Annotated in this window: 12 protein-coding genes; 2 read left to right on the plus strand and 10 right to left on the minus strand. The window is 69.3% G+C overall.

The window, feature by feature from the left end:
- From QH270_RS11080 to QH270_RS11120, 9 genes are all read right to left on the minus strand, one after another.
- A partial coding sequence (locus tag QH270_RS11080; protein WP_348537652.1) for an SDR family NAD(P)-dependent oxidoreductase occupies positions 1-256 on the minus strand: 256 nt, incomplete at its 3' end.
- A gap of 1 nt (position 257) precedes the next feature.
- Positions 258-785 (minus strand): cupin domain-containing protein, encoded by a 528-nt coding sequence (locus QH270_RS11085; protein ID WP_280340679.1) that lies wholly within the window; start codon positions 783-785, stop codon positions 258-260.
- 13 nt (positions 786-798) lie between these two features.
- Positions 799-1,584 carry an alpha/beta fold hydrolase gene (locus QH270_RS11090; RefSeq protein WP_280340681.1) on the minus strand — a complete coding sequence of 262 codons (786 nt, stop codon included), beginning with the start codon at positions 1,582-1,584 and terminating at the stop codon, positions 799-801.
- Positions 1,585-1,588: 4 nt separating this feature from the next.
- The gene (locus QH270_RS11095) at positions 1,589-2,386 is read right to left on the minus strand and encodes an aspartate dehydrogenase domain-containing protein (protein ID WP_280340684.1); all 798 of its coding nucleotides are present in this window, start codon (positions 2,384-2,386) and stop codon (positions 1,589-1,591) included.
- Positions 2,383-3,324: a VOC family protein gene (locus QH270_RS11100; protein ID WP_280340685.1), complete on the minus strand. Its 942-nt coding sequence runs from the start codon at positions 3,322-3,324 to the stop codon at positions 2,383-2,385. The genes QH270_RS11095 and QH270_RS11100 overlap by 4 nt, the downstream gene beginning before the upstream one ends.
- Positions 3,325-3,417: 93 nt before the next feature.
- Positions 3,418-4,917: an aldehyde dehydrogenase gene (locus tag QH270_RS11105; RefSeq protein WP_280340686.1), complete on the minus strand. Its 1,500-nt coding sequence runs from the start codon at positions 4,915-4,917 to the stop codon at positions 3,418-3,420.
- Positions 4,914-6,290: an MFS transporter gene (locus QH270_RS11110; protein ID WP_280340687.1), complete on the minus strand. Its 1,377-nt coding sequence runs from the start codon at positions 6,288-6,290 to the stop codon at positions 4,914-4,916. Before QH270_RS11110 ends, QH270_RS11105 begins: the two co-directional genes overlap by 4 nt.
- Before the next feature lie 183 nt (positions 6,291-6,473).
- Positions 6,474-6,608, minus strand: a complete 135-nt coding sequence (locus QH270_RS11115) for a hypothetical protein (protein ID WP_280340688.1) — start codon at positions 6,606-6,608, stop codon at positions 6,474-6,476.
- Between the two features lie 51 nt (positions 6,609-6,659).
- A complete protein-coding gene (locus tag QH270_RS11120) occupies positions 6,660-7,556 on the minus strand; it encodes a DUF5994 family protein (RefSeq protein WP_280340689.1) in 897 nt (298 codons plus the stop codon).
- 139 nt (positions 7,557-7,695) lie between these two features.
- On the opposite strand from QH270_RS11120, the gene QH270_RS11125 reads away from it, so the two are divergent.
- Both QH270_RS11125 and QH270_RS11130 read left to right on the plus strand, forming a co-directional pair.
- Positions 7,696-8,397: a TetR/AcrR family transcriptional regulator C-terminal domain-containing protein gene (locus tag QH270_RS11125; RefSeq protein WP_280340694.1), complete on the plus strand. Its 702-nt coding sequence runs from the start codon at positions 7,696-7,698 to the stop codon at positions 8,395-8,397.
- Between the two features lie 50 nt (positions 8,398-8,447).
- Complete coding sequence (locus QH270_RS11130) at positions 8,448-9,719, plus strand: fatty acid desaturase family protein (RefSeq protein ID WP_280340691.1); 1,272 nt, start codon at positions 8,448-8,450, stop codon at positions 9,717-9,719.
- On the opposite strand, the gene QH270_RS11135 is transcribed toward QH270_RS11130, so the two are convergent.
- Positions 9,651-10,922 (minus strand): PucR family transcriptional regulator, encoded by a 1,272-nt coding sequence (locus QH270_RS11135; protein ID WP_280340693.1) that lies wholly within the window; start codon positions 10,920-10,922, stop codon positions 9,651-9,653. The two genes, QH270_RS11130 and QH270_RS11135, sit on opposite strands and share 69 nt — an antisense overlap.
- Positions 10,923-11,144 lie beyond the last annotated feature (222 nt).

Here is an 11,144-nt window from a genome sequence, read left to right on the forward strand (position 1 = left end):
CGGGGGGGGGGTGGGGGGGGCCGCCCTCCCCTTCCCCTGTGGCGCCGGGCCGCGGCCCCCCCCCCCCGGGGGGGCCCCCCCCCCCCCCCCCGGCGCGGGGGGGGGGGGCCCCCGCGCCCCAGTCGGCGCGGATGTCGGCGAGCCACAGGCGCACGCCCTCGGCGCCGAGCCTGCGCGCGATGGCCAGCCCGAGCCCGCGGCCCGCGCCGGTGACGACGACGGTGCGGCCCGCCAGGCCGCCGGCATCGGTCGGCACGTCAGTCCCTCGTGATCCCGTGCATGACCGAGGTCTCCGGGTAGGTCGGGATCTGCGGCTTCTGCGCGCCGATGATCACACAGAACAGGGCGTCGACGGCGCCGGTGTTCTTCAGGCTGCGCGGCACCCCGGCCGGGACCACGATCATGTCGCGGTAGCCGAGGGTGCGCTTCTCGACCTTGCCGTCGCGGTGGATACCGACCTCGACCTGCCCCTCGAGCACGAAGAAGGCTTCCTCGACGTCGTGGTGGGTGTGCTCGGGGCCCTCGCCGCCGGGCGGGAGCAGCATGTTGGAGAAGGTGAAACCGCGCGAGGGAATCGTGCGGTGATCGCCTTCATGGTTGCCGGTGGCGCCGGAGCCGACGTAGCGGATCTGCGCGCGGCGGAACTGCGGGCCCGCCTTCTCCTGGAAGGACAGGGTGTCGAAGTCCTCGTGCCTGCTCGCGCGGGTGAGGATCAGCGAGTCGGTGTACTCGGCCAGGTCGGCGGAGTCGTAGTCGAGGGTGCCGGGAGCGGTCGTGCTGGTCATGGTGTTCTCCTTGCTAGTGGTTGTGCAGGCGCTCGGTGATGTGGACGAAGGATTCGAACCAGGCGTTGAAGGCGGCGGGCCGTTCCTGATTGGCCAGGTGCCCGGCCCCGTGCACGGTGACGAAGACGGCGCCGGGAATGCCGCCGGCGAGGACCTGCCCCGCGGGCAGACCGGTGACCGTGTCGGCGTCGCCGCACAGGATCAGCGACGGGATGTCGATTCCGGCGAGGTCGGTCGTGTGGTCGGTCGCGGCCATGGACTCGGCCGCGCTGCGATATCCGGGCAGCCGGACAGCCGCGGCCATCGCCGCCACGGCGGCCTCGACCTCGTCGGGTGTCGCCTTGCCGGACAACAGCTTCGGTGCGCGGCGGGCCGCGAACCCGGCGGGTCCCAGCGCGGCGAGCTCGTCGGCTCGGGCGCGCATCGCGGCCGCGCCCTCGGCGCTCGCGCCGGAGCCGACGGTGGAGCTGCCGAGCACCAGGCTGCGGACGAGCTCGGGATGGCGCAGCGCGAGCCGGGTGGCGATCACCCCACCCCAGGACATCCCGAGCAGGTGGGCGCCGGTACCGCCGCAGCGCTCCCGGATCACCTCCGCGGCGGTGTCGGCGTAGTCGTCGAGGGTCAGCGGGGCGGTCGGGTCGGCCGAGCGCGCGTAGCCGGGTGCGTCCCAGGCCAGCAGCCGCAGCCTGGCTCCCAGTTCCTCGAACTGCGGGGCGAAAGAGTCGGCGCTGCCGCCGATTCCGTGCAGCATGAGCACGGCCGGGCCGGTACCGATGTCGGTGATGTGCAGGTCGGCCATGGCGTTATCCGATCAGCGCGGGTCGACGCAGGAGCGTGGCGAGCGAGCGCAGTACCGCGTACGGCACGACCGCGCTGGTACGGGGGTTGTCCGCGCTGGGCAGATTCTCGATTTCGAAGCGGTACCGGCCCATGGGGCCGGCCGCGGTGATCTCGTGCCGGGTCAGGTCCGCGTCGGGCGCCGCGATGAGCTGCACCCGCACCAAGTCCAAGTCCCGGACCGCGAACGACACCGCGGCCGCGACATTGAGCGAACGGGGAAAAAGCCGGGCCGCCTCGGCGGCGTCGCCCTCGAACACCGTCATCGGCGCCGACGCCGTCGCGATCGCGGCGGCCCGTTCGGCGTCCATCCACGGCTGGACGAGGGCGGCGGGCTTTTTCGTCGTCCGCACGATGACCGTCTCGAAGGGGGCCGCGTCCGCGGCGGCGGCGAGCAGGTCGAGCCCACCGATCGCGCCCGAGGTGCACAGCACCCGGCCGGGGCCGCCCGCACGCAGGCGCCGCGCGAGGTCCGGATCGACGAGCGCGCCCGCCGAGGAGATCAGCAGATCGCGTCCGGCGGCGAGGATGCGTTCGGCGTGCTCGGCCACCACCGACTGGCCCGCGCACTCGACGATCACGTCGCTGTCGGCGATCGCGTCGTCCAGGTCGGTCTGCGGCACCGGCGCGTCGGCCTGCGGCCGCTGGTCGACGATCGCGACCAGCCGCGCGCCCGGGATCGCGCCGTCGAGCAGGCGGGCCGCGACGACCCGGCCGATGCTGCCGTAGCCGAGGACCGCCACCCGGGTGTCCGCGCCGCTCATCGGCCCGCCGCCCCGGACACCAGGGCCGGAAAGCGTTCGAACGCACCGGGATCGGCGATGCCGGCCATGTGCTCGCGCACCTGCTTGGACGGCGGGCCCGCGGTCCCCCACAGATCGGAGAGTTCGGGAACCCGGCGCCACACCTTGCACAGCCACCGGTCCTCGTCGACCTGGGCGATGCCGGAGGTGTACTCGCACACCAGCCCGGCGGGGTCGGCGAAATAGGAGAAGGTGTTGTCGCCTGGCCCGTGCTTGCCCGGACCCCACAGCGGCAGCACGCCGTGGTGACGCAGGCGGCCGATGCCGCGCATGAAGTGGTCGACGGTGGGCATCTCGTAGGCGACGTGATTCACCGAGGTCCACGGCGCCTGGTTGAACGCGATGCTGTGGTGGTCGGAATTGCAGCGCAGGAACGCCATCTGGTGTTCGGACCAGTCCGAGACCCGCATGCCGAGCACGTCGCGGTAGAACTCGACCGCGGCGTCGATGTCGACGGTGTTGAGCACGACGTGGGTGACACCGACCGGGACCGCGTCGTCGCGGCTCAGCTTCGGCACCGCGAGCGCGTCGGCGAGCAGTTCGACGACCCGGCCCTCCAGGTCGACGAACGAGACCCCGTATCCCCCGCCGACGGCGTCGGTCGGCCCGGGGCCCGCGACGATCGCGATGCCGCGCAGCTCGAGATGGCGGGCCGCGGCGTCCACCTCGGCGGGCGCGCCGACAGCGAAGGTGATGCGGCCCAACCCGTTTCGCTCGGCAGCGGTGAGCTGCAGTGCGTGATGCTGCTCGCCGGTGCCGCGCAGCCAGGCCGCGTCGGACCCCTGTTCCACGACGCGCAGGCCCCAGACCTCCGAGTAGAAGTCCGTGGACGCGGCGCAGGCGGTGGTCCGCAGCTCCACCGAGCGCAGGGACCGCAGACGCGCGATCGGTTCGTTCATGACGTGGCCTCCAGTAGCTGATATCTCAATATTTTAGCGCTCAACTATATGGGCGGGAAGGGGTCGCGGGAATTTCTTTCCGACGAGGCTCGCTCAGCCCGCCCAGGGATTCGGACGCTCGTCGAGACCGAAGTAGATGCTCTTCTGCCGGGAGTAGGCGGCGATGCCGGTGCGGCCCTTCTCCACGCCGAGCCCGCTCTCCTTCACGCCGCCGAAGGGTGTGGAGATACTGAACTGCTTGTAGGTGTTGATCCAGACGGTCCCGGCCTGCAGGCGCCGCGCGAGCCGCCAGGCCGCGCGATAGTCCGCGGTCCAGATGCCCGCCGCCAGTCCGTAGACCGAGTCGTTCGCCTGCGCCAGCAGGTCGGCCTCGCCGTCGAAGGGCAGCGCGACCAGGACCGGCCCGAAGATCTCCTCCTGACAGGTCCGCGAGTCGTTGGCCAGCCCCTCGATCACCGTCGGCGGGTAGTAGGCGCCGTCACGCAGGCGCGGCTCGTCGGGAATCGTCCCGCCACAACGGATTCGGCCACCCTCCGCCCGGGCCAGGTCGACGTGCCGGGCGACCGAGTCGCGGTGGGCCCGGTGCACCATCGGTGCCACTCGGGTCTCGGGATCGAGCCCGGGCCCCATGCGCAGCCGGGCGGCCTTCGCCACCACGCGGTCGAGCACCTCGTCGTAGCAGCGCCGGTCGACGAACAGCCGCGAACCGGCGATACAGCTCTGCCCGGTCGAGGAGAAGATGCCGTGCAGGATGCCGTTGACCGCCTGCTCGACATCGGCGTCGGCGAGCACGATCGTCGGCGACTTGCCGCCGAGCTCGAGCGAGACCGGCATCAGTTTCTCGGCGGCGGTGTGCGCGATCACGCGACCGGTCCTGGTGCCGCCGGTGAAGCTCACCTTGCCGACACCGGGGTGCGCGACGAGCGCGTCACCGATCACCGACCCGCGCCCCGGCAGCACCGAGAGCAGACCGCTCGGCAGTCCCGACTCGTCGATGATCCGGGCCAGCGCCAACGAGACCAGCGGTGTCCACTCGGCCGGCTTGAGCACCACCGCGTTGCCCGCGGCCAGCGCGGGCGCGATCTTCTGCGCGTCGCTGGCCACCGGCGAGTTCCACGGCACGATCGCGCCGACGACCCCGATCGGCTCGTGCACGCTCATGGTCAGCGCGCTCCCACGCCGGGTGGTGAGGTTCTCGTCAGCGGTCTCGAGCACGGCGGCGAAGTACCGGAACGTGCCCGCCGCACTGCCGACCAGCGCGCGGGTCTCGGTCAGGGTCTTGCCGGTGTTGTAGGTCTGCAGCAGGGCCAGCCGCGCGGCCTCGCGGTCGATGCCGTCGGCGATGCGGTGCAGGAAGCGGGCCCGCTCGTGCGGGAGCAGATCGCGCCAGGCCGGGGCGGCCGCCGCCGCGGCGCCGAGTTCGACGGCCGTGTCGACGTCCGCGACGGTCGCCTGGGTGACGACCTGCAAAACCGCGCCGGTCGCGGGGTCGACGACCGCTCCCTCGGGTCCGGTCCCCCGTTTCCAGCAGCCGCCGATCAGGATCTCGTCCGCGACCGGTTCGAATCCGGTCGCCGCGGGTGCCGGGCTCATCGGGAGATCTCCTCGAGCGTGCGCTCCTTGGTCTCGACCGCGAACAGCGCGACCACCGTCGCGCCGAGAAGCGCGACCAGACCGAACATCACGAACAGCACCGTCAGTGAGCTGCCGGTGCCCAGTACGAACCCGACCACCAGCGGTCCGACGATGATGCCGAGCCGCCCGGCCGCGCCACCGAACGCGCAGCCCAGCGCACGCATCCGGGTGGGGTACAGCTCGGCGGTGTAGACGTAGAGAGCCATGTTCACCGCGAAGACGAACAGCGCCGATCCGGCGGACCAGAACAGCACCTGGGTCGCCGAGCCGGTGCCGACCGCGGCCAGCATGAACAGCATCGTGCTGCACAGGACCATCGAGATGGAGATGCAGACGCGGCGTCCGACGCCGTCGATGAGCAACGCCACGACGACGCACCCGATCAGACCGGCCACCGAGGTGACGATGCTGTACCGCAGCGCGGTGTCGACGCTGAGGTCGAAGGTCTTGTGATACAGGGTGGGCAGCCAGGACGCGATGCCGTAGTTGACGAAGTACGCGGTGAGCCAGATGGCGGCGAGCATCAGGGTGCGCCGCAGGTAGACGCCCTGGAACAGCTCGGCGAACCGGGCGCGCTTGACCTCGACCTCGACGGCGGGCAGCGGCACCGCGGCAGGCAGGGACTTGCCATACCTGGTGGTGATCTCCTCCTCGATCGCGGCCATCGCGGCCTCGGCCTCGGCCAACCGGCCGCGCGAGGCCAGCCAGCGGGGTGATTCAGGCAGGTTGCGCAGCAGGGGCAGCAGCAGGACCGGCAGCGCGCCGAGCGCGAACAGCACCTTGTAGCCGAAGTTCGGCACCACCCACGCGGAGACCACCGCGGAGGCGACCAGGCCGATCGGGAAGATCACCTCGTACATCAGGACGAACCGGCCGCGGCGGTGCGCCTTGGTGATCTCACCGATGTAGCTGGCCGCCACCGGTACCTCCGCGCCGAGCCCGATGCCCTGCACGAACCGGAAGACCAGGAAAAGCAGCAGACTGTCGGTGAACGCCATGCCCAGGCTCATCAGCGCGTACAGCGCGAGCGAACCCATGATCACGTTGAGCCTGCCCACCCGATCGGCCAGCCAGCCGCCGCCGAGCGCGCCGACCAGCATGCCGATGCCGCCGATGGCGATCACCCAGGCGATCGCCGCCGAGGACAGACCCCACTTGGGCGCCAGCTCCGGCAGCGAATACGCGATCATCAGCTGATCGAAGCCGTCGAAGAAGGTGACGGCGCCGACGATCACCCGGGCTTTGACGTGCCAGCGACTCATCGGCAACCGCTCGAGCCGAGCGCTGATCATCTCGGCCGTCGCGGCCGTGCGGGGCGAAACCATGGTCATGAGGTTCCTCTGACGGGTAGGTGCCATTTATCTAAGCGCTAAATAACTTAGTGCTTAGATGTAAGCTGACCCACAGGGGCTACGTCAAGGGTTGACTTCATAGCTTACGTGATGGTATTAGCCGCCCGAACGGCGAGGAGCCCCGATCGACGGATCGGGGCTCCCCGCGGCGGACATCGTCGACTACGTCGGCGAGCCGCCTTCCATCACGTCGGACCACCAGGACTGCAGCGGACTCGGGTCCGGCCAGCGGATGTCGTGGGTTACGGGATCGGGAGCATCGGCGGGCGTGGTCTCCACGTCCTGGTCATCGGTCATCACAGAGATCTCTCGAGAGTGCCGCGTCCGCGGTTGAGCGTGCATGCGCGCTCAGCCACTGACGGGCAGATGGTGGCCGACTCGGCCGACGGCGTGCAGGATCTGCGCATTCGCGATGTCGGCCGGCGTATCCGCCGCGATCACGAGCAAGGTGAGCTGGACGCCGTTGTCGCCGATGATGCGCATGGTGTCGGGGAGCTGGCCGATGTCGGGAACTTGCAGGTCCACACCATCGGGATGGTCGATGCGCCGCTGATTGCGGCTGGTCGCGTTCCAGTCGAAACTGATCCGCGCCGTCCGGCCGAGGCGGGGCGTGACCGCGCTGATCAGATCGTGCAGTTCGGCGGTGAGATTCGCGGTCCTGGGCCACCAGGCGCCATCGAACAGCTCCGCGTGACTTTCGGTGCCGCGCAACAGGAGTCGCGGTGTCCGGGTGGGCGTGCCGAACGGTTGCCCATCCGCGTCCGGCGCACACATCCGCCGGCCGGTGACGCGGGGCGGGCGCTGGGCACTCTCGGGCGGCCCGGCGGAGTCAGCCGCGGCCATCAACGATTCATGCGCGAGCCGTGCGTCGGTGTCGGCGGGAATCACCCGCAGCACGAGCATGCTCGCGTCGCGCCCGAACACATACATCGTGTTCCACAGCTCGAAATGGTAGGAATCCAGCCGAACGGTCTCGCCCGCGACCGTGATCCGCGCCGGCGCCACGCCCCAGCACGTCGGGTCGTAGACGACGCGCCAGATCGGGCCGAGTCGCACGCCGAGCACCGCGAGCACGTCGGGCAGTTCGGCGGCGAGGTCGTCCGAGCGCGGCCACCAGGCGCCGTCGATGTAGTGGTCCGGCGCGGAACGCGAGCGCATTCGCAACCGGGGCGTGTAGAGCGGGGGGACTTGGTGGCGGGCGGGCGCCGGGGCGCCGCCGAGGCGATGGATGTCGGGGATACGCATGGCGATCGGTCCTTTCGGCCTGGATCCGAGGAATCGGTATCAGCTCCGGGGACCTGTACTCCTCCAGTAGACGCGCGCGTGCCGCTATTGTCAACGCTGTAGGTCTACACTCACAGTCATCATGTACGGAGGTGCCGCCATGGCCGAGAAGTCGACAGCCGGCGCACGCCGCACCAGCCCGGTCACCAGGGAGACCGTCCTGGTCGCGGCACTCGAGATCGTCGACCGCGATGGTGTCGAGGCGCTGTCGATGCGCAGGCTGGCCGAAGCGGTCGGCCGGGACCCGATGGTGATCTACCGGCACCTCCCCAACAAGGCCGCCGTGCTCGACGGTGTCGCCGAACTGATCTTCGAGCAGCTCGAGGTCGATCCGGACGATCCGGACTGGGCGGGACAGCTGCGGGCGGTGGCCCGTTCGTTCCGCGCGATGGCGCTCGCCCATCCCCACGCGGTCACCCTGCTGGTGACCCGGCCGCTGTCCACCCCGCTGGGGATGCGGCCGATCGCGGTGGTCCGCCCCCTCGAGCACATCCTGCGTCTGCTCACCCGCGCCGGGTTCACCGGCGCCGACGCGCTGCATGTCTACCGTGCCCTGTTCGGCTTTCTGTACGGGCACGTCCTCAACGAGCTCCAGGAAGTGGTCGAGCGACCCGACGAGCTGGACGAGGTCCTGCGGCTCGGCCTGCATCGCCTGCCCATCACCGAGTTCCCCCTGGTCCGCGAACTGGCACCGACCCTCGCCGCCTACGACGGCGCCGCCGAACTCGAACGTGGCCTCGACATCCTGCTCACCAGCCTCTCCCCGACCACATCCGCCGGTGACCGACTGTCAACGGCGTAGACGACCACTGTAGAAGTCCGTAGAATCGATGACACCACCGGCGAGGACACATGGCCATTACCGAAGTCGCGGTCTACGCGCACCTGAGCACCGCTGATATCGACGCACTCGGCGAAGAACTCGACACGATCCGTCGCGATATCGAGGAACGTCGCGGTACCACCGACGCCGACTACATCCGGCGCACGATCGCATTCCAGCGCATTCTCGACGCCGGCGCGCGGCTGACGCTCGCGGGTACCCGGTCTCGGCTGGGCTGGCTCCTCGGCACCGCGGCGCTGGCCGCGGCCAAGAGCATCGAGAACATGGAGATCGGGCACAACGTGTCGCACGGCCAATGGGATTGGATGAACGATCCGGAAATCCACTCCCACACCTGGGAGTGGGACATGGCCGGGGTTTCGGCGCAATGGCGGTATTCGCACAACTACCGCCATCACATGTTCACGAACGTGGTCGGCATGGACGACGATGTCGGATTCGGCGTCCTCCGGGTGACCAGAGACCAACAGTGGCAGCCACGCCAGCTCCTGCAACCACTGCAGAACCTGCTGCTGGCAGCGACTTTCGAATGGGGAATCGCGCTCCACGGCCTCTACTCCGAACGCGAACGCGCGGCGACCGACGCCCAGAAGACCGTCCACACCCGCGCGTTGATCCGCAAGATCGGTAGACAAGCGGCCAAGGACTATCTGTTCTTCCCGCTTCTCAGCAGACGACGGTGGCGGCGCACCCTTTCCGCCGATATCGCCGCCAACATGGTGCGCAACCTCTGGGCCTACGTCACGATCTTCTGCGGACACTTTCCCGACGGCGCGGAGAAGTTCACCCGCGCCGCGATCGAACACGAAACGCACGGCGAGTGGTATCTGCGCCAGATGCTCGGCACCGCCAACTTCGACGCGGGTCCGGTGCTGGCCTTTCTCAGCGGCCACCTCTCGCATCAGATCGAGCATCACCTGTTCCCCGACCTGCCGAGCAATCACTACGCCGAGATCGCGGTGCGGGTGCGCGCGCTCTGCGACAAATACGACCTGCCCTACACCACCGGCCCGCTGCCCCGGCAATACCTGCTCGCACTGCGCACGATCAACAAGCTCGCCCTGCCCGACTCTTTCCTGGTCGCGACCAGTGACGACGCGCCCGAGACCGCCTCCGAACGCAAATTCGCCACGCGCGCACCCGGCGCATCGGATCCGATCCGCCGTGGACTGCGCACAGCCCTGCGGGCGCACCGCGCGCCGAACCGGATATCACCCCGCGCGCGAACCGGCCTGTCGCTCGGGGCGAACGAGCTCGGCACCACCGCGGCCCCGATGTGATCGGATCAGCAGCGCCGCGCGGAGATGACAGATGCCGGTGACGGAATTCAGGTCGAAACCGGTCAGCTGGCTGATTCGTTTCAATCGATAGTCGACGGTGTTCGTGTGGACGAACAGTTCGCGCGCCGTGCGCGACCGCTGCAAATTGGTCGCCATGTAGACCTCGAGTGTCTGCAGGAGCTCCGGATGCGCTTCGAGGGAATCGACGACCGAACTGAGGTATTCGCGCGCCGGTCCCTGCCGGGTGAGCTGATATTCGAACGCCAATTCGTGCGGCCGGTACACCTTGCTCGGACCCCCGAGCCGGTGCACGATCTCGACCAGTTCGTGCACCTGTTCCGCCGCGCGGGGTATCTCGGCGGGGGCCGCCGACATCACGACCGCGCGCACCGGAACCCGGGCGGCGGTGGACAGACCGGCGATCAGCTCGTCCAGGGCGGGTTCGTCGAACTCCGCGACGGGCAGCAGCAGCGTGCCGCCTTCGACACTGAGCAGGGACAGCACCTTGCCCACGCACTGATTCGCGAGTTCGGCCTGCACGCGCCGCAGCTTGCGCCGGGCGACCACGTTCCCGTCCAGGTCAGGATCGAATTCGTCGGGATGCGCGGGGAGCGCGAGCGCGAGGACGTGATAGCGATCGGCGATCTCGATGCCGCACTCCCGCGCCATCGTCGAGGTGCTCTGGCCGCCCAGCAACGCCGAGGTGAGGGTGTGGACGGCGGTGTGGTGCTCGCTGACGACCGAGCGCAGCTCGCGCACATAGGCCGCCGAGACCGCCGAGGTGATCATGCTCTGCACCTCGGTGAGCCGGCGGGCCACCTTGACGACCATGTCCTGATCATGGCCGGTGACATTGGTGATGACGAGGTCGAAGCCGAGCTTGAACCCCTCGTGCACGGCGTTGTGGATCGTGTCGATCGGGATACCCTCGCGTGCCCAGTCGGCCGCCGCGGCCTGGATGCGCTCCATGCGGCCGGGCTGGTCACGACCGTCGAGCATGCTCCTGGTCAGTTCGAGACACACCCGCGTGACCGTGGTGACGTCGCCGTCGAGTGCCTCGCCGGGCAGCGTTCCGCAGGGCACGACGTTTTCGATGAAATGTCCCACCATCTGGCGAGAGATCGCGCGGACGTCGCGCAGCGGGGTCGACACCGGACGGCCCGCGGCGGTCAGAAAGGGGGTGATGGAGGTCGATACAGCCATGGAGAATCCTTCCCACCCAGATCACTGAGCAAGCCCCCAATCTACCCGCTGGTAGCTTTCGCCATCCCGCGTTCTTTTGTGATAGGCGGCAACGGATTTCGGAAAGGTTTATGGATTGTGACAAGGTGGCGGGGCCCGACCGCCCCCCCCCCCCCCCCCCCCAAAGCGGTGAAACGAATTACAGGACACGATTACGTTGGCCGCCACCGGTTTTAAGCGTTA

Origin of the sequence: Nocardia neocaledoniensis, assembly GCF_029868625.1 — a bacterium.
In the GTDB taxonomy this organism is placed as follows: Bacteria; Actinomycetota; Actinomycetes; order Mycobacteriales; family Mycobacteriaceae; genus Nocardia; species Nocardia neocaledoniensis_A.

Excerpts from the sequence above, each read along its gene's own strand:
- QH270_RS11125 (WP_280340694.1), top strand. The coding sequence starts at position 7,696 with ATGGCCGAGAAGTCGACAGCCGGCGCACGCCGCACCAGCCCGGTCACC.
- QH270_RS11120 (WP_280340689.1), bottom strand. The coding sequence starts at position 7,556 with ATGCGTATCCCCGACATCCATCGCCTCGGCGGCGCCCCGGCGCCCGCC.
- QH270_RS11090 (WP_280340681.1), bottom strand. The coding sequence starts at position 1,584 with ATGGCCGACCTGCACATCACCGACATCGGTACCGGCCCGGCCGTGCTC.
- QH270_RS11115 (WP_280340688.1), bottom strand. The coding sequence starts at position 6,608 with ATGACCGATGACCAGGACGTGGAGACCACGCCCGCCGATGCTCCCGAT.
- QH270_RS11135 (WP_280340693.1), bottom strand. The coding sequence starts at position 10,922 with ATGGCTGTATCGACCTCCATCACCCCCTTTCTGACCGCCGCGGGCCGT.
- QH270_RS11130 (WP_280340691.1), top strand. The coding sequence starts at position 8,448 with ATGGCCATTACCGAAGTCGCGGTCTACGCGCACCTGAGCACCGCTGAT.
- QH270_RS11100 (WP_280340685.1), bottom strand. The coding sequence starts at position 3,324 with ATGAACGAACCGATCGCGCGTCTGCGGTCCCTGCGCTCGGTGGAGCTG.
- QH270_RS11085 (WP_280340679.1), bottom strand. The coding sequence starts at position 785 with ATGACCAGCACGACCGCTCCCGGCACCCTCGACTACGACTCCGCCGAC.
- QH270_RS11110 (WP_280340687.1), bottom strand. The coding sequence starts at position 6,290 with ATGACCATGGTTTCGCCCCGCACGGCCGCGACGGCCGAGATGATCAGC.
- QH270_RS11105 (WP_280340686.1), bottom strand. The coding sequence starts at position 4,917 with ATGAGCCCGGCACCCGCGGCGACCGGATTCGAACCGGTCGCGGACGAG.
- QH270_RS11095 (WP_280340684.1), bottom strand. The coding sequence starts at position 2,386 with ATGAGCGGCGCGGACACCCGGGTGGCGGTCCTCGGCTACGGCAGCATC.